Source organism: Protofrankia sp. Cr2, assembly GCF_963555885.1.
GTDB lineage: Bacteria > Actinomycetota > Actinomycetes > Frankiales > Frankiaceae > Protofrankia.
Genome location: NZ_CAUVXG010000019.1, coordinates 64984 through 82800, shown reverse-complemented (window position 1 = coordinate 82800; position 17817 = coordinate 64984). Strand labels below are relative to the sequence as shown.

General features: G+C 68.1%; 13 protein-coding genes. 9 read left to right on the top strand and 4 right to left on the bottom strand.

What is annotated here, in order from left to right; genetic code table 11:
- Positions 1-569: 569 nt before the first annotated feature.
- The 4 genes from U9978_RS11455 (at position 570) to U9978_RS11440 (ending at position 6386) form a co-directional block, all read left to right on the top strand.
- Positions 570-2063, top strand: a complete 1494-nt coding sequence (locus U9978_RS11455; RefSeq protein ID WP_322761070.1) for a hypothetical protein — start codon at positions 570-572, stop codon at positions 2061-2063.
- Between the two features lie 90 nt (positions 2064-2153).
- A complete protein-coding gene (locus U9978_RS11450; RefSeq protein ID WP_322761069.1) occupies positions 2154-2429 on the top strand; it encodes a type II toxin-antitoxin system RelE/ParE family toxin in 276 nt (91 codons plus the stop codon).
- Positions 2430-2583: 154 nt separating this feature from the next.
- Positions 2584-4752 carry an ATP-binding cassette domain-containing protein gene (locus tag U9978_RS11445; protein WP_322761068.1) on the top strand — a complete coding sequence of 723 codons (2169 nt, stop codon included), beginning with the start codon at positions 2584-2586 and terminating at the stop codon, positions 4750-4752.
- Positions 4749-6386 (top strand): aminotransferase class V-fold PLP-dependent enzyme, encoded by a 1638-nt coding sequence (locus U9978_RS11440; protein ID WP_322761067.1) that lies wholly within the window; start codon positions 4749-4751, stop codon positions 6384-6386. Before U9978_RS11445 ends, U9978_RS11440 begins: the two co-directional genes overlap by 4 nt.
- 120 nt (positions 6387-6506) lie before the next feature.
- Here the strand turns inward: U9978_RS11440 and U9978_RS11435 are convergent, their stop codons facing one another.
- Both U9978_RS11435 and U9978_RS11430 read right to left on the bottom strand, forming a co-directional pair.
- On the bottom strand, positions 6507-7088 hold the full coding sequence (locus U9978_RS11435) for a TerD family protein (RefSeq protein WP_322761066.1): 582 nt from the start codon (positions 7086-7088) through the stop codon (positions 6507-6509).
- Between the two features lie 138 nt (positions 7089-7226).
- Positions 7227-8165 (bottom strand): BACON domain-containing protein, encoded by a 939-nt coding sequence (locus U9978_RS11430; protein ID WP_322761065.1) that lies wholly within the window; start codon positions 8163-8165, stop codon positions 7227-7229.
- A 586-nt stretch (positions 8166-8751) separates the two neighbouring features.
- On the opposite strand from U9978_RS11430, the gene U9978_RS11425 reads away from it, so the two are divergent.
- Both U9978_RS11425 and U9978_RS11420 read left to right on the top strand, forming a co-directional pair.
- A complete protein-coding gene (locus U9978_RS11425) occupies positions 8752-9186 on the top strand; it encodes an FAS1-like dehydratase domain-containing protein (protein ID WP_322761064.1) in 435 nt (144 codons plus the stop codon).
- Positions 9183-9644 (top strand): MaoC/PaaZ C-terminal domain-containing protein, encoded by a 462-nt coding sequence (locus U9978_RS11420; RefSeq protein ID WP_322761063.1) that lies wholly within the window; start codon positions 9183-9185, stop codon positions 9642-9644. The genes U9978_RS11425 and U9978_RS11420 overlap by 4 nt, the downstream gene beginning before the upstream one ends.
- A 34-nt stretch (positions 9645-9678) precedes the next feature.
- Here the strand turns inward: U9978_RS11420 and U9978_RS11415 are convergent, their stop codons facing one another.
- Positions 9679-9834, bottom strand: a complete 156-nt coding sequence (locus U9978_RS11415) for a hypothetical protein (protein WP_322761062.1) — start codon at positions 9832-9834, stop codon at positions 9679-9681.
- Between the two features lie 71 nt (positions 9835-9905).
- Here U9978_RS11415 and U9978_RS11410 point away from each other — a divergent pair, with 71 nt between their 5' ends.
- Entirely contained in the window at positions 9906-10829 is a 924-nt protein-coding gene (locus U9978_RS11410; RefSeq protein WP_322761061.1) for an SDR family oxidoreductase, read from the top strand.
- Positions 10830-10865: 36 nt separating this feature from the next.
- On the opposite strand, the gene U9978_RS11405 is transcribed toward U9978_RS11410, so the two are convergent.
- Positions 10866-15374, bottom strand: coding sequence for a cation-translocating P-type ATPase (locus U9978_RS11405; RefSeq protein ID WP_322761060.1), 4509 nt, complete (start codon positions 15372-15374; stop codon positions 10866-10868).
- A 373-nt stretch (positions 15375-15747) separates the two neighbouring features.
- Between U9978_RS11405 and U9978_RS11400 the strand changes: the two genes are divergently transcribed.
- Both U9978_RS11400 and U9978_RS11395 read left to right on the top strand, forming a co-directional pair.
- Positions 15748-16209 (top strand): hypothetical protein, encoded by a 462-nt coding sequence (locus tag U9978_RS11400; RefSeq protein ID WP_322761059.1) that lies wholly within the window; start codon positions 15748-15750, stop codon positions 16207-16209.
- Positions 16210-16863: 654 nt separating this feature from the next.
- Complete coding sequence (locus tag U9978_RS11395; RefSeq protein WP_322761058.1) at positions 16864-17730, top strand: peptidylprolyl isomerase; 867 nt, start codon at positions 16864-16866, stop codon at positions 17728-17730.
- Positions 17731-17817 lie beyond the last annotated feature (87 nt).

Sequence of the window (17817 nt, the reverse complement as noted above, 5' to 3'; positions counted from 1 at the left end):
GGGCGGGGAGTGAGGACAGCCCGCCGGGCCGGGTAGGTGAGACGCGGTGGGTACCTTCGAACTCGCCGACGTCCTTGTCGATGGATCTCCAGAAACCGTTGTTGCTCGCACAGTCACAGAAGATTACGCCCCCAGGTAACGGACGTCACATCGACCTACCTTCCTTCGCGGTAGACATGGTGCGCATGTCGACGCAGTTCGGATGTGGACGGGCTTGCGGGCCGGGCATCGTTTACCGACAGGCATGCAAGGAATCCATGCAGATCCTCGAACGACGCGGCCGCCACGGCTCGACGCGCTTGGTAGCCGACCGCATCTCGGTTGCGACCACTACTACCGTCGACGAACACGTTGGAAGCATCCGGTGACAGACGCCGAATATGTCGATCCCACCTGATGACAGGAAAACACCTTCGATACCTTTTCCTGGCGCCAATTCAGACCGGTACCCGGCCCGTTGCCCGCCGGTCTCACGGGAGACCCGGCCGGGTCCGTACAGAGCGGTTCATGTCGATGAAGATGCTGAGGTACCGACCGTTAACCCCATCGCTGCCGACCGACCCATACAGATGGCGATGAACCGGCTACGGTCGACGAACCTGATACGCCGGGCACATCTGCGGCGGCACCGCCTGATAATCGTTCTGATTGTCCTGGCCAGCGCATTGCGGGTGCTGGCGATGGTCGCCTACCGCCCTGCGTTCGAGTTCGCCGGCGACTCCTACGCGTACCTCCAGCTGGCCCGGTACCTCACCCCGGATACCGTTCGGCCCGCGGGCTATCCGGTTGTGCTGCGTGCATTGTCCGTGACCGGTGAGCTGTGGGTGGTGCCCGCCGTGCAGCACGCTCTTGGTCTGCTGCTCGGGCTTGCCCTCTATGCACTTCTGACCCGACGCGGCGTCGCGCCCATGATCGCGGCATTGGCGGCGGCGCCGGTTCTCCTCGACGCCTACCAGGTGAACATCGAGCATTTCGTCATGGCGGAAACGCTGTTCGACGCGCTGCTCGTCGCCGGGCTCGTCGCCCTGCTGTGGGGTCGGGAACCGCCGTTGTGGGCCTGCGGGCTCGCCGGCGGTGCGCTTGCGCTCGCCGCGCTCGTGCGCACGGTGGGTGTCGTCCTCGGGGTGCTGGCGCTGGCCTACCTCGTGGCCAGACGTGTCGGGTGGTCGCGGTCGGTCGCGTTCGCCGGGACACTGGCCGCACCGCTGCTCGGGTATGCGTTCTGGTTCCATTCGGTGCACGGCTCCTATGCCCTGAGCGGCGGTGACGCCTACTGGCTCTACGGCCGGGTCGCGCCGATAGCCGACTGCGCACGTCTCGACCTCACCCCGGCGACGAGGCAGCTCTGTTCTCCCCACCCGCCGCGGGAGCGGCCCGGCCCGAACTACTACGTGTGGAACCACAACAGCCCCCGTTTCACCATCGACATCCCCGACGCCGCGAAAAAGGCCGCTCTGACCGACTTCGCCCACCAGGTGATCGAGCACCAGCCGGCGGACTACACGCGGATGGTCGCCGGCGATGTGGCCCACTACTTCGCGCCCGGACGGTGGGTGGGGCAGCGTGACTGGCCCGTCGGTACCTGGCGGTTTCCCGCAGAGCCCGTGCCCGCGTACTGGAACATCAACGCGCCCCTCGCGACCTTCGACGGCGAGCGGGTCGCCCGTGACATGTCCTCGACGCCGGCCGCGGTTCTGCGGGCCTACCAGCGCCACGGCTACATCCCCGGGCCGGCGTTGGGCGCTATGGCGGCACTCGGTGTCGCCGCGGTGTTCCTGAATCCGGCCCGACGTTCGTCGGGCGCAGACCACGACGAACGTCGGCGGATCCGAGCCGACTGTGCACTGCTGGTCACAGCGGGAACAGCCCTGCTTGTCGTCCCATCTGCGACCGTGTGCTTCGACTACCGGTACATGCTGCCCACGCTGGTGCTCTTTCCCCCGGCTGCGGCGCTCGGCTGGCAGCAGATCACCCGCGCCCGTGCCGCCCGCCGCGACCGAGCGGGCGGGGAGCCCCGGAAGCGGGGAGGCGTGCAGCTGGCCACCGGAACTTCCGACAGCTGACAAGAAAGACTTCTACGATCACCCTGTGAACAACCGGATATGCCCGACGCAGACCTTCCCCTCCGGGACGCCCGCAGGCGGCCGAGCCGCATGAGCACGCGACACGAGGTAATCGTCTCAGCGTCGGCCGAGCGCGACCTGCAACGGCTACCGGAGAAAACAGCCGGCGAGATCCGCCGATTCTTCAACGGTCCGCTCCGCAACGACCCACGCAAGGCCGGGACTCCCCTGTCCCAGGCGCGGTCCAGCATGTGGGAGGCGGCCGGCCCGGCCTGGCGGATCCTCTACCAGGTGGACGCCAATACGCTCACCGTCCGCGTCATGGTTGTTGCTCAGCGGGGCAACCAGAGTCGTCGCGCTTCATAGCCGACGACTGGGATCGCGCCCGACTTCCGGCCTACATGATATTTTGTCGTATTTGATAAATAAGGTAGATATATTGAATTTTATTGCTTAGATACCGCTTGCGCGGCTATCATGCGATAAGATCAACAAAGGGTTCCTAATGAAGTGAGCGCCAATGGACGCAACCGACCTGCCAGTATCGACCGGCGACATCGGTCCCAGCCCGCTTCCCGACGGCACCGACGATGCCTGGCGTGAGCTGGGCGCACGATTAAAATCGCTCCGCGAAATACGGATACTTCGCGGACTGTCCCAGTCGGCGCTGCGCGGTCTGGCCGATGCGATGCGCCCGCTCGATCTCCCCGCCGACGCGACGGTGTGCCGCGCGGGTGACCCCGTCCGCCACCTGCTCATTCTCGTCTCCGGCCGCTGGGACGTCCCCGGCAATGTGATCGGCCTCGCGGCGGCGCGACGGGACGACGCCGCCACCGGCGAACCGGGCAATGCCACACCCGATGAACCGCGCAGACACGGCTGCACCGTCTGCACGCTCACTGCCGTCCGGGTGTGGACGGTGCCGCTCACCACGCTGGAGCAGGTGACCGAGGCCAGCGTGACGAGTGGAATCCGACGTCCCGGGCTGAGCGTTGACGTCGCCGGGGTTGGCCAACGGTTGGGCCGGCGACGCGGACGGCAAACGCTGCGGGACGTTACCTTCCGGGTCGCACCGGGTGAGCTGGTCGCCATCGTCGGTTCGAGCGGCGCGGGGAAGACCATGCTGCTGGAGACGATGGCGGGACTACGCGCACCGGTTGAAGGCGTGATCCGATACGACGGCGTCGACCGGCACACGAATCCGGCGCTGTTCCGGTCGTCCCTGGGCTATGTCCCGCAGGATGACATCATTCACCGAACTCTTCCGCTCGAGCGGACGCTCTGGCACGCCGCCCGATTGCGGCTGCCCGCCGACTCGTCACCGCGCCATCTCACGGACGCCGTAGGACATGTCCTGGTTGAGCTCGGTCTTGCCCATCTGGCCAGCACCGAGGTCCGCTCGCTGTCCGGCGGTGAGCGTAAGCGTGCCTGCGTCGCAGTCGAGCTGCTGACCAGACCCCGGGTGTTCTTTCTCGACGAGCCGACATCCGGGCTGGATCCGGCGACCGCAGCCGACCTGATGCGGCTGCTGCGACGGTTGGCGGACAATGGTACCACGGTCGTCCTGGCCACCCACAACGTCTCCGACCTGAGTGTGTGCGATTCAGTCGTCTTCATGGCTCAGGACGGCAATCTGGCTTTTGTCGGGCCGGTGGACCGGGCCTGCCACTATTTCGGGACGGCCACGATCGAGGAGGTCTACGGCCGGCTTGCCTATGAGGACACTCCGCAAACCTGGGGCCGACGGTTTGCCCGCGACCAGGAACATGTGCCGAGTTCCCCGACGCCACAGTCGTTCTCGGACGGGGGGAAAGACAGATCTCCCAGTGGCTCCGCGGGACAACCGCCAGGGGCGGTTCGCCAGTGGCACCTACTGACCCGACGCAACGTCGAGATTCTCGCCCGGGACCGGCTCACGCTCGCCATCCTGCTCGGCTCGCCGGTGATGATTCTACTGATGTTCGTCGTGTTGTTCCGGCCGCATGCCTTCACCGCCGGGAACCCCGATCCCGGCGCCACGATGATGACGGCCTTCTGGGTGACTTTCGGTGGCTTCTTCTTCGGTGTCACCTACGGGCTGCCGCAGATCTGCGGGGAGTTGGCGATCCTGCGGCGGGAACGGCTCGTCGGCGTTCGGCTCGGTCCGTATGTGCTGTCGAAGCTCGCCGTCCTGCTACCCCTGCTGGTCGCCGTCGACACGATCACCATAGGCGTGCTGCGGGCGCTGGATCGGCTACCTGCCCTCGGCGTGGCGCAGGCCGCAGCCTTGCTGGTGACATTGCTGCTGGCATCGACCGCCGCGCTCTGTCTGGGCCTGCTGACCTCGGCGGCCGTGTCCAACCCGGCACAGGCCACCGTCGCCCTGCCCATGCTGTGTTTCCCGCAGGTGCTGTTCTCCGGTGCGATACTGCCGATCCCCGCGATGGCCCCGGCCGGTAAGGCGATCAGCTACGCCATGTCCAACCGGTGGGCCTTCGAGGGGTTCGGGCACAGCGTCGGGCTGGAACGCCTGTGGGCCCACGGCGGTTCACCGCTCGGCCCACCGCTGCTGGCGTCCTACGGCGCGACATTCACCCACTCCGCATGGCTGGACTGGGCGATTCTCAGCGGCTTCACAACCATGTTACTGGCGGCAACTTACCTCGTACTGAACGCCCGTTTCAGCGTACGCCCGGTCCGGTCCGCATGACTACGGCACCGCGCGACCCAGCCCAGGCCGACCAGTCGGGCGCGGACATCGACCCGTCGCTGTCCGCCTTCCTCGCCGCCTACCCCCACTACGCCACCACTACCCGGCTAGACGAACTGCGCGCCGTCGAGTACAGCCATCTTGATACGGACGGCGGAATCTACCTGGACTACACCGGCTCAGGAGTATGTGCCGACGCGCAACTGCGCGCGCATGCCGCCCGCCTGCACAACCGCTGTTTCGGTAACCCCCATTCGGACAGCCCGTCGTCGAAGGCGACCACGGAACTGGTGGAGCAGACCCGGCGAGCCGTGCTGGAGTACTTCAACGCCTCGCCGGACGAATACGTTGCGATCTTCACGCCGAACGCAACCGGAGCATGCCGACTTGTGGCCGAATCATACCGGTTCGGCGCGCGGACCCGGTTCGTCCTGACCTACGACAACCACAATTCGGTCAACGGTATCCGAGAGTTCGCGAACATGCGGGGCGCGGTGACGCAGTACGTTCCGGTCACCGCGCCCGACCTTCGGATCGACGACGCGGCGGTTCGGGCTGCACTGGCACAGCCGAGGCCAGGGGTTACCGAAGCGGCCCTGCGAATGCTGGTCAGCGGATCCGTTCCGTGGGCGGGCCACCCGCGCCGTCGGGCGGCGCAACGCCGAATAGGCCGGTCGTGGGCCGAGGCAGGCGGCCAGGGTGCCCTTTGGCGGGACCTCGGCAGCCACTCGACGCACGACCGTGGACTGTTCGCTTTTCCCGCGCAGAGCAACTTCACCGGAGTCCAACATCCGTTACACTGGGTGGACACCGCCCATGAGTACGGCTATGATGTACTGCTCGATGTAGCCGCCTATGTCCCGACCAATCGGCTCGACCTGTCCGCGATCCACCCCGATTTCATACCGGTGAGCTGGTACAAGGTCTTCGGCTTCCCAACCGGCGTGGGATGCCTCATCGCCCGGCGGGATGCGTTGGTGCGGTTACAGCGACCGTGGTTTTCCGGTGGGACGATTCAGGCCGTCAGCGTGCAGGGCGGCTGGCACACACTGACCGAGGACGAGAGCGCGTTCGAGGACGGCACCCTCAACTTTCTCGCCATCCCGGACATCGAAATCGGCCTGTCCTGGATCAACAGCATCGGAATCGACCTGATCCATACCAGGGTCGCCTGCCTCACCGGCTGGCTGCTCGACCGGCTTGTCGCACTATGTCATAGTAGCGGCGCGCCGATGGTGCGGATATACGGGCCGACCGACTCCCGCGACCGGGGCGGAACAATCGCCTTCAACCTGCTGGACCCGGATGGCAACGTCGTGGACGAACGTGCGGTGGCCCGAGACGCCTCGGCGGCTGGCATCTCGCTGCGCACCGGCTGTTTCTGCAATCCCGGGGTCGGAGAGGGCGCGTTCCACATCACCAAGGCGGCCGTCACCGGTTCTATCCGACACGGTGTCCGGTCCTTGGACGACTACCTGGACATGCTTAATCTGCCCAGCGCCGGCTCGATCCGGGTGTCGCTCGGCCTGGCGTCGAACATCGAGGACGTCGACCGGTTGCTGCAGCACCTCCAGACAACGTATCAGGACCGCTTTTCCGACCTATCCGGCCTCGAGCCTCGGCTACGCTGCTAATTTCCTCAGAGCCCGTTTTGGATCTTCTGTCCAGCCCGCCACAGCCAGTCAGATCGCGATCGAGAAAAAGATCCAAAACAGGCCTCCATGCCCTGCCACACACGAAGCGATGGCCGATGCTCAGGAGACGTTGACCCCGAAGTCGAGGGCGATCCCCCGCAGACCGGAGGCGTAGCCTTGGCCGACCGCACGGAACTTCCACTCGTTGGAATGCCGGTAGAGCTCTCCGAAGATCATCGCCGTCTCAGTCGACGCGTCCTCGGTGAGGTCATAACGGGCGATCTCCGTGCCGGCCGTCGAGTCGACCACCCGGATGAACGCCTCCCGGACCTGGCCGAAGGTCTGCCGGCGCGCCTCCGCATCGTAGATCGATACCGCGAAGACGATCTTGGATGCCTGTGGGGTGAGCGCGAACAGCTCGACGGTGATCTGCTCGTCATCTCCCCCGCCGCCGCCGACGAGGTTGTCGCCCAGATGCTTCACGGCTCCGTCAGGGCTCACCAGGTTGTTGAAGAAGACGAAGTACTGGTCGGACAGAACCTTGCCCCAGTCGTTGACGACGATCGCGCTCGCGTCAAGGTCGTAGTCCGCACCGGAGGTCTGGCGTACCTGCCAGCCGAGGCCGACGGTCACCGCCGTGAGGTTCGGAGCGACCTTGCTGAGCGACACATTGCCGCCCTTGGACAGCGACACCGATGCCATGCCTCAAGCCTAACGCCTCCATCACGGCTGCGGTGGCGTAAGGGCCACGATCCGACAACCCCTGACGGACCTCCCGGATCGGTTTCGCCAATCCGGCAGGAACCCCGACTTCCAGCGGCGACCACTGAGTGGTCGCCCTCACCCGGTCGGGGCGGGACAGTCGCTCACCTCCAGTGAGCCGGCGGATTCGGTACGCAGACCGTTGAGATCGGTGACGGTCACGGTGAACGACAACCGGCCGGAGCTGTTCGACGGCCCGACCGGACCCGACCAGTCGGACTGCTGCCCGGTCGCGCTGTCGAGGTTGAGTGCGGTGCTCGTCGTCCTGCCATCGGGCAGTCGGGCGACCAGCTGCACGCCGAAGACACCGGTCGAGTCGGTCGCGCGCACCGACACCATCGACAGAGTCGGCCCGGACGCGGGTGCGCATCCCAACGGGTAAACGATCGACGGGGCCGCCGTGACCGCATCGATGACGGGCGGGCCGGACACCACCGCGGTCACCCGGACCGCCCCGGTGCCTGCGGGCTGCGTTGCGCCGCTGCGGACCGCGACCGCGACCGAGATGTCGACCAGGCCGGCCGGCGCGGCGGTGCGGTCGAGGGAGAACAGGACCGTTCTACGGCCACCGGCGGCGACCGTACCGGCTGACGGGCCTACGGCGAGCCAGGTCGGGGTTGCCGCGAACTGGTAGTCGGCGGTGAGAGAACCGGTGTTACGCAGTTCCACGGTCGCCGAGGAGTTCACCGAGCCGAGGTCGAGCACGGCGGGCGAAAACACCAGACTCGCGGCCGAAGCCACGATTGCAGTGGGAGAGGCGGCCCGGATGCCCGCATCGACGGCCAGTGCCGGACCCGGCGTCGGGAGTCGCCCGGTGGCGCTGGGAGCACCACCGACGGTGACCCCGGTCGCGAAGCCGGGAGCCGCCCCTGCGGTTGCGGCAGGCGTGGTCGCGACGCCGGCGCCACCGGCGACACCGCCGTCTGCCCCGGTCGCCGCAGCGGCCACAGTGGCCGCGGGTTCGCGTGCCGGTGCCGCCTGCGCCCCGGTCGGCCGGAAGCGGAGCCACGCCCCCACCCCCACGACCATCACGAGTGCCATGGCTACGGCGGCGATACGCCCCCACCGGACAGGAAGGATCCGGCCCGATCGCCCCCAGGGTGATCGATGCCGTCCCACCGTAGGGCCGTCACGGTCCGAGAACTGCGCCATCGGATCGAGGGTAGGTCGGCGAAGGCTGCCTGCACAGGGGATCCGGTCGTTCGCGCAATGACGAAACGGTCACAATTCTTGCCCGGTTCCAATCCACAAATCTATCGATCAACAGCAAGAAATCAGTGATGCAACACTATCACAACATACAACCAACATTCAGTAAAGATTCGCACAGGCGACAACGGCCCTGCTGCCAGCCCCGCCGTCGACCATGCCGGCGACCCTTCCCGCGGCCCTGCGACCGTCGCTTCCACGGTTGACGCCGGGACCCGCGGATCGCGGATCGCGGATCGCGGATCGCGGATCGCGGATCGCGGATCGCGGATCGCGGATCGCGGATCGCGGATCGCGGATCGCGGATCGCGGATCGCGGATCGATCATGATGCATCTGGGGCGCAGAGATGACAACGTCGTGAACGCGTAATCGCCAGTCGAAAGGAGCGGCCCATGACCGGAGCCCCGTTCACGATGGATGTCGAACTCGGCAAGATCCGCGAGTTCGCCCACGCCACCAAGTCGTCCAACCCTGACTACCTCAAGACCGACGTGCCGGTGTCACCAGCGACGTTCCTGGCGTCCGCCGCCTTCTGGACCGGCCCCGAGAACACCCCACCGCTGGACGAGATCGGCGACGTGGCCCGGATCCTGCACGGCGAGCAGGAGTTCGTCTTCCACGGTGAACCGCCGCGCGCCGGTACCCGCCTCGTCGGCCAGACCCGTATCGGCGCCAGCTACGAAAAGCAGGGCACGCGCGGCGGAAGCATGCGGTTCGTCGAACTCGTCACCGAGTTCCGCACGCCCGAAGGCCGGCTCGTCGCCGAGTCGAAGTCCACCGCCATCGTCACCGGCCAGGTACCGACGGAAGGATCCGCCACGTCATGACCACCACGGCGACCACGGCGAGCACGGCGAGCACCGCGGTGAATCCCACGAGCTGGGCGGATCTCCAGCTCGGCGTGGCCGCGACCCCGTTCACCGACGCGCCGCTCACCCGCACGGATTTCGTCCGTTACCAAGGCGCATCCGGCGACATGAACCCGATCCATCATGACGAACAGTTCGCGCGGGCCGCCGGTTTCCCGACCGTTTTCGCGGTCGGGATGCTGCAGGCCGGCATCCTGGCGACCTACGCCACCGACTGGTTGGGCGCGGCGAACATCCGCCGGTTCCAGGTGCGGTTCCGCGAACAGGCGTGGCCCGACGACGTGCTGACCTACTCGGGCAGCGTCGTCGGCCGACGCGAGAAGGACGGTCGGCGCCTGGTCGACATCGAACTCACCGCGACCCGCCAGACCGGTGGCGTCCACATCACGGGCTCGGCGACCTTCGTCGTCGCGTAGGCACGGCCCACAGACGGGATGCGTTGACGGGCGTTCAGGGCGCTTCGGTGGCTTGTGGACCCCACCGCGCGTGAGGATTCACCGGGACCCCCGATCCACCCCGGCCGACACCCGCACCAACCGGCAGGTTGCGGTCGAACAGCGGGTCGACGGCGAACAGCGCGCCCAGGCCGAACAGCGCGTCGAACACCCCACAGCCATCATGTGGAACAACGGCACCATCAGATATAGGAGATAAATCATGACAACGGGAGTGCGGGCATGACCGGGATCTGCGAAGGACGCATCGTCGTCGTCACCGGGGCCGGCAACGGCATCGGCCGCGAACACGCGAAGCTGTTCGCCCAGGAGGGCGCCAAGGTCGTCGTCAACGACCTCGGCGGCAGCCGCGACGGCTCGGGGGCATCGACCGGCCCCGCCCAGGCCGTCGTCGACGAGATCAAAGCCGCGGGTGGGGAGGCCGTCGCCAACACCGACGACATCTCCAGCTGGGACGGCAGCAAGAACCTCATCGAGCAGGCCATCGAGGTCTTCGGCGGCCTGGACGTAGTGGTGAACAACGCTGGCATCCTGCGCGACCGGATGCTCGCGAACATGACCGAAGCCGAGTGGGACGCGGTCATCAAGGTGCATCTGAAGGGCACCTTCGGACCGACCCATCACGCCGCCGCCTACTGGCGCGACCGGGCCAAGGCTGGTCAGCCCAACGACGCTCGAATCATCAACACGACGTCGCCGTCCGGGCTGTTCGGCAATGTCGGACAGTCCAACTACGGCGCGGCCAAAGCGGGTATCGCGGCCTTCACCGTGATCACCGCGCAGGAGCTGGGTCGTTACGGGATCACCGTCAACGCGATCTCGCCGACCGCGCTGACCCGGTTGACCGAGGACCTGGCCTCCGTTCAGGCAATCAAGGAATCCGCCGGTGCCGCCGACCCGCTGGCGCCGGAGAACATCTCCCCGACCGTGGTGTGGCTGGGTAGCGCCGCTTCGAAGGACATAACCGGCCGGGTGTTCTCCGTATTCGGCGGCACCATCACCGTTGTCGAGGGCTGGGTCAACGGTCCGGGCGTCGACCGGCAGGGTCGCTGGTCGCCGGGCGAGCTGTCCGAGGTGATCCCGGACCTGGTCGCGAAGGCGGCGCCCGGGGCCGACATGACAGGCAACCGGCCCGTCCAGGCATAACCGGGGGCTTCGCCCGAGGCCTGTGACGGCGCGGGATCAGCCCTCCGCACGCCGCCACAGGCCCGGGTGGAGCCAGGCCGGGAGCACGGCTCCGGTGTCCGGGACGACCCGGGCCGCAACCGGCTCCAGCGCCTTGGACAGCAGCGTCCCGCCCGCACAGGCACCGGCCACGATCGTCCAGCCGACCGGACCGAGCGGGGTACAACCGAAGAAGTGGCTGAGCCCGGGGGTCTGTACGACCGCAACCAACACGGCCGCGGATCCGAGACTGCTCAGCAGCACCGACCTGCTGCCACCCCCGACCAGGACCGTCTGACCCAGCTGCGCGCCGATCAGAGCAGCCAGCCCCACGGTGTCGGCGTGGCGGCGCCGGCCCGTGAAACGGGCGACCAGCCATGCACCGGATGCGGCGGCCGTGGTGGCGACGGTGCGCACCGCCACTTCCCGGGCGAGTGCGCGGCCGAGCGACTGCTCCGGGCCCTCACCGAGAAACTGACCCGCCTTGTCGGGGTCGGGTTGGCGCAGCGCCACGGCGAGCCCCGGCGCGAGATCGGTGAGGAGGTTGACCAGCAACAACTGCCGGGCCGACAACGGCGACGCCCCCGTGGCCACCGACCCGAGCAGGGTGAAGGCGATCTCACCCAGGTTGCCCCCCACAAAGATACCCAACGCCTGGCGGACCGAGGCCCACATCGCCCGGCCTTCGACCAGAACATCCAGGATCGTCTCAAGCCGGTCATCGGTGACGACCACGTCGGCGGCAGCCCGAGCCGCCGGGGTGCCGCGTTTGCCCAGGGCGATCCCGACGTCGGCCAGCCGGATCGCGGGGGCGTCATTGGCCCCGTCGCCGGTCATCGCGACCACCTTGCCCAGCCGCTGATAGGACTCGACGACGCGCACCTTGTGTGCCGGGGTACCGCGGGCCACCACCGACACCTCAGGCAACAGCGCGTCGAGCGCATCGTCGTCCAACGAATCGATCTCCGCACCGGTCACGACCCGGCCGCTGTCGAGTACCCCCAGTTCGGTGGCGATCGTCTCCGCGGTGGTCGGATGATCACCTGTGATCATCATGGTCCGGACGCCCGCGTCGCTCAGTTGGACGAGCGACGGCCCGGCACCGGCCCGGACCGGGTCGGACAGCCCCAGGAAGCCGAGAAAGGTCAGCCCGTCGAGGTCGCTGTCAGCCAGTTCCCGGGCCGCCACCGGCATCCGCCGTTCAGCGACCGCCAGCACCCGATAGCCACGTCGACCGAGCGCATTGTGTTCACGGTTCAACCGTGCACGACTGGCCCGATCAAGAGGGACGCTGCCGTGCACGGTGCGCCACCGGACGCAACGCGGGACAACCGCTTCGGGCGCACCCTTGACGCTGAGGAGCGCGACGTTGCCCGCCCGCCCGAGGCAGGCGTGATAGCTGCGGCCCGGTTCGAAAGGCAGCGAGGCCACCGCCGTCCACGACGCCAGGTCGTGGTCGCACCCGACGCCGGCGGCAGCCGCTCCCTTCGTCACCGCCCGGTCGGTGGGGTGGGGCAGCTTCGCATCGCTGCCGGCATCGGCCGGGGTGGCGCGCAGTCCGGCAGCCACGACCCGGCGTTGGCGGGCATCGAGGTCCATCACGGCGGCGGTCCGAGCGCCGTCCGACACCGCCCCCAGACCGATCTTGCCTCTGGTGAGCGTGCCGGTCTTGTCGAAACACAGCACGTCCACCCGGCCGAGGGTCTCGATGGTCCGCGGGTTTCGTACCAGTGCCCCGCGGACGGACAACCGCCGGGCGGCGGACAGCTGGGCCGCCGTGGCGAGGAACGGCAGACCCTCGGGCACGGCTGCGACAGCCAGCGCCACTCCCGCGCTCAGCGTGTGACGAACGGGCCGGCCACGGATGAGTCCGGACGCGAGCAGCATCCCAGCCGCGCCGATCACCACCGGCACGGTGAACTCGGTGATCGCGGTAAGCCGTGCTTCGACCCCGGCGGCCCTGGCCGGACCCGCGGCCACGGCCATGCTTCGGCCCGCCTCGGTGGCAAGACCCGTCGCCACGACCACAGCTCTGCCGTGACCGGCGGCCACGGTGGTCCCCTCGTACACCATGGACGCCCGGGCGGCCACATGACTGGCTGCGACCGGACGTGGGGACTTCGCGACGGGAAGGGATTCACCGGTCAGCGAGGACTCGTCAACCTCAAGATCTGTCGCTGTCAGCAGGCGGCCGTCGGCGGGAACGACGTCCCCTGGCCCGATCGAGATCACGTCACCGGGAACGATCTCCTGTGCGGTCACGTCGACATCCCGGCGGTCGCGACGCACCTGTGCGCGGACCGCGGACTGGGCGAACAGGCGGGCCAGAGCGGTGTCGGCCCGCCGCTGCTGGACCGCACCCATGAGCGCGGACAGGACCGCGACACTGACCACCAGACCCGCGTCCAACACCGATCCGGTGGCAGCCGACAGGGCCGCCCCGCCGAGCAGAATGGGCGTCAGCGGGTTGGAGAACTCCCGGACGAAGGCTCCGACCAGATCCGGCCCGACCGCGCCCACACCGGCCACCTCCGAACGCCGCGCCAGCGCGTCAGCGCGCGAGAGCCCATCGGGGGTGCTGCCCAGCTGCTCCAGGACACGTCGCGCCGGCAACACGTGCCATGGCGTACGGGGGCTGGTCGGCGGCTGCGGACGCCTCCCGAGATCACGTGCAATTCTGATCCCGTTGCCGAGCGACAGCGCGGTCGCCCCGTGCACCATGAGCGTCGAGCGGGTCACCAGTCGGGGACCGGCGCCGGTCAACGCGACCAGCGCACCCGCGCCGGACCCGATCTGGGCGAGTCGCACCGCGTGCCGGCTCACCGTGGCACCGGCGGCGACAGCCTCCACCATCATCGCCGCAGCCGAGAGATCCCGACCGACGAGGACGTCCGCCCCCCAGGCCGGGGAACCATCGTGGTCATCGACCCCGACACCGCAGTCGGCGCTGCCCACCGCGGCGCGCCGGTGTGAGACGACGAGAACACCGCCACGCTCGGCCTGAAGATCGGCGATGGCCGCCACCAGCCGCCGTCCGCCCGGGACCAGCGGAAACCCGCGACCGTCGGTCGGACCTCGCTCGCCCTGCGCCACACACACCGTGAGTCCGCTGCGACGACAGGACGCCAGCAGCGCCTCGCTCGCCGGCGCGCGCTCGGGAATCGCCGAGACGACTGCCATCAGGCTGCTGCCCTGCGTGAGGCCGAGGATCGTCACAGCCCCCTCGGCTTCCAACCGCTGGGTCTCCTGGATGCCCGAGCAGCCGTACGGAGCCAGCCGGTCCAGCCGATCCAGCGGGGCGAGCGTCCAACCGTCCCGGGTGACCAACGCGGCCGGATCGGTCGGCCGGAACAGCGCATAGGCCCGGACTGCGACCTCGCTCGGGTCCGCGCCGTCCACGGGGATGACCTCGCCGACAGCAAGCATGGGACCTACCAGAATGTCGTGATCGATCACGATCGTGTCGACCCGGTCGAGCCGCCGCAGGGCCTCGGGACGCATCACGTGGACACCGCGGCGCGCCAGCACCCACATGAGATGGTGGGAGAATCCCTCCCGGCCGAACCGCACGGGACGCGGTAGCAGGGCAATGCCGGCTACAGCTGCACGGCGCGGGTCGCCGGTGGCGGCCGCGGTGGCCCCGAACGCCGCCAGCGCGCCGATCCCGGCAGCGTCGGCGTACCGCTCCAGCGGCCCTCTCGGCAGCGGTCGGGGCCGCTCGCCGGCCACCGAGTCGGCTGCGGCCCGGTCCGGATCGCCGAGCAGATCGTCGCCGGCCGCGACAAAGGCGTTACGGCGGGCGCAGGCGGCCGCGAGGGCTTCGGCTCGAAGCACCGCATCGACACCGATAGCGACGTCCCCGTGCGCCAGCCCCATCGCGGTTGCGTTGGCCACCGCCAGGACGATGTCCGCCCGCTCCAGGCCGATCGCCCGCTCCAGGATCCCCCGCAGTCGCGGCTGGGTGTCGACGACCGTGACGAGCGAGGCCAGCTCGATCGGCAATGGCAGCCAGCGGGCGACCCGACCCGCCGACGCCACCCCAAAAGCGACCCCGTCTGCGACCAGCGCGGTAGCCGCCCGCACCACGGGAGCCGGCGAATCCGGCGGATCGGGCAGCCTCGGGCGGCTGTGGCTGTCCGCTTCGATCAGCGCCCCACCGCCACCACCCCCCGCAGCGCCGCTGACGTCGGTAACGCTGGCGTCAAGGCGCTCAACCCGCTCGACGACCGCCGTCAACTCGCGCTGGGTCGGATAGGGATCGGCCAGCGCGAGCAGAACACGTCCCAGCGGTGCGTTGACCCGTGCCCACACGACCCCCGGACAACGCTCGAGTTCCTGCTCCAGCAGCCTGCGCCGTGCCTCGCCCGACGGACCCCAAACGCTGTGCACCGTGACACTTGCCCGGGACCGGGCAATCGGATCGTCGGGTGAGAAAGCGACGGCGGGCTCCATCCGATCCAGAAACGGTCTCGCCACCGACGCGAGCCCCATGCCGGACAGCAGGTGCCTAACCCCTGCAAGGGGCATCTGCACCCTCCCGTCATCACCGTAAGATTCTTTGCGGTCACCAGAGGCCAGCACGTCAAGCGGCAGCCTCCACCGCCACGCCACCAGGACCAAGCGGCTCCGACCGTCGACCGGCCACCGTCCTGACCGGCCACAGCCCGGCCGGTGCGTGTAGCTGGCCCGATACCCCGACGCGGGCGTTAAACACCCGGTCCAGGCACGCCGGCGCCTCCGGGGCTCAACCACGAGCAAAAGATCGATGCAAAAATCGCTGCAAACTTGACAAAAAGTAAAAAATTTACTTCAAGGAAAGGTGGAGGTTTCGATTTTGAGATCTCCCGTTTACCTGTGGTTCCCCTGCGGGAGGATGAACACATAACGGAAAGGAGGTCCGATGCCTAGCAGGACAGACGACCAGGCACAGGACACGGCACGGGACAACGGCACGACCGCCGCGGAAGCCAGCGAGGAGCGTGACGATCAAAGCGTCGGCAACGGCCGCGCCCGCGACGCAGGTCAACGCGAAGTGGGACGCCCGCACACGGCGACGCTGCGGACACCGTTCGCCACAGCCCGTATCGAGGTGCCCCGCGCTCCGGGTAAGAGCATGAAGGTGGGTCCGGTCAGGCTGCCATCACCAGCCCAGACCGCCTTTTACCTCGGCCTGGGTGCGCTTGCCGTGGCGGAGGTCGTTGAGTGGCCGATCGCAGCGGCAATCGGCGTGGGCACCTACGTAGCCCAGCACAGCCGTGGCGGCGAATCGGCGTCGCAGGCGCGTCGAGAGGCTCCCACCCGCGGAGGGCCCGAGATGCGACGAGAGGCCCAGGCTTCACCGGACGCGCCCGCCGAAGCCTAAGAGCGACCGGCAGTAGGGACACGGATCAAGGACGGTGGTACTCACCGCAACAATTATATGATCATCAATACAAGGACCGGCATGTGGCCGGTCCTTCAGCTCGCAGTGGGCGGTGGCGACGCAGGGGTCGCTCAGTACACCGTGCCTGGTAGACACCGTGCCTGGTCAGACAGCGCGCCGGTCGGGGACCGTGTCCATCAGGCCTCGTGTCCATCAGGCCGCGTGGGTAGCCGATGCCCGCCACCGTCGGAACAGCGAGGCTACGAGTGCGAACACGGCGGCGCTGAGCGCTTCCGCCACCAAGGTCAAGATAATCTCCGACACGGCACTCCTCGTGGACGAACCCCTTGGGGACCATCCACAGAATAGGTTTCATACGAGCGAAGGAGAGGAGTCTCACGCAGGAGAAAATCGTGAACATACGGCTAACGACCGGATCACCGTCGGCACCTCATCGGCCTCCCTGGCCTGCCCAGTGGGCATCGATCCGCGCGATCGGAGATCCATCGGACGGGCCTAGTACTCTCCATGAACAGACCCTCACCGGAGCCGGACGAAGCCGCCCGTATCCGCAACGGCCAGCCAGCCGAGGGCGACGCGATCATGGATACTGTCGCGGCGCCGGCGGCCCCAAGGAACCAAGGAGACCGACAGGTGGTGACGTCCAAGACGCGGCGACGGCGCGAGCTTGCCGCCGCGAGGATCACCCGCCAGACGGAACGCCGCGCGGCTGAGCGACGCCGCCGCCAGCGCTTGATCGCCGTCATCGCCGCGGGCGTCGTGGTAGTACTCACCGGCACGGTCACCGGGGTGCTGCTGTTCGCCGGTAACGACGACAAGGCCACCGTCTCAGCGTCGGCATCGGCGACCCCGTCCGCACCTGCGGTGCCATCCGGGTCACCATCATCCGCGGCGTCCGCCGCGCCCGCGTCGACGAAGGTCGGCCCCTGCACCTACACCTCGGACGGCCGGGATCCGTCGCGGCCGGTGAGCCTGCCCGCGGCAGCCGACACCGTCGACCAGTCCCCCGCCACGATGGTCATCACCACGAGCAAGGGCACGATCAAGGCAGCGCTGGACGCGGCGAAAGCTCCCTGCACCGTTCACGCCCTGCTCACCATGGCCAATGCCAAGTACTTCGACGGCACCCCCTGCCATCGCGAAACCGCCGAGAACATCTTCGTGTTGCAGTGCGGTGACCCGACCGGTTCCAGCCAGGGCGGACCGGGCTTCGCCTACGCCAACGAGAACACCGACGGCGCCACGTACACCCGCGGCGTGATCGCCATGGCCAACGCCGGTGCGAACACCAACGGCAGCCAGTTTTTCCTCATCTACAAGGACCCGAACGCCACCGGTGTGCAGGCGCTGGGAAGCAACTACACGATAGTCGGCAAGATCACCGATGGTCTCAGCATCCTCGACGCCCTTACCTCCCCCGGTATCGAGGGGGGCAGCACCGACGGCGCCCCCGTCAGCAAGGCGCAGATCACATCCGTGACCCTGACCCAGACCGCCTGACTCAGAGGGCCGCCTGACCCCGACCGCGTCCGGCCGCACCCCCACGTGTGTCGACCTGTCGGCCCGGCACGAGTGGAAGGTAGACGT

Excerpts from the sequence above, each read along its gene's own strand:
- U9978_RS11455 (WP_322761070.1), top strand. The coding sequence starts at position 570 with ATGGCGATGAACCGGCTACGGTCGACGAACCTGATACGCCGGGCACAT.
- U9978_RS11450 (WP_322761069.1), top strand. The coding sequence starts at position 2,154 with ATGAGCACGCGACACGAGGTAATCGTCTCAGCGTCGGCCGAGCGCGAC.
- U9978_RS11445 (WP_322761068.1), top strand. The coding sequence starts at position 2,584 with ATGGACGCAACCGACCTGCCAGTATCGACCGGCGACATCGGTCCCAGC.
- U9978_RS11440 (WP_322761067.1), top strand. The coding sequence starts at position 4,749 with ATGACTACGGCACCGCGCGACCCAGCCCAGGCCGACCAGTCGGGCGCG.
- U9978_RS11435 (WP_322761066.1), bottom strand. The coding sequence starts at position 7,088 with ATGGCATCGGTGTCGCTGTCCAAGGGCGGCAATGTGTCGCTCAGCAAG.
- U9978_RS11425 (WP_322761064.1), top strand. The coding sequence starts at position 8,752 with ATGACCGGAGCCCCGTTCACGATGGATGTCGAACTCGGCAAGATCCGC.
- U9978_RS11420 (WP_322761063.1), top strand. The coding sequence starts at position 9,183 with ATGACCACCACGGCGACCACGGCGAGCACGGCGAGCACCGCGGTGAAT.
- U9978_RS11410 (WP_322761061.1), top strand. The coding sequence starts at position 9,906 with ATGACCGGGATCTGCGAAGGACGCATCGTCGTCGTCACCGGGGCCGGC.
- U9978_RS11405 (WP_322761060.1), bottom strand. The coding sequence starts at position 15,374 with ATGCCCCTTGCAGGGGTTAGGCACCTGCTGTCCGGCATGGGGCTCGCG.
- U9978_RS11400 (WP_322761059.1), top strand. The coding sequence starts at position 15,748 with ATGCCTAGCAGGACAGACGACCAGGCACAGGACACGGCACGGGACAAC.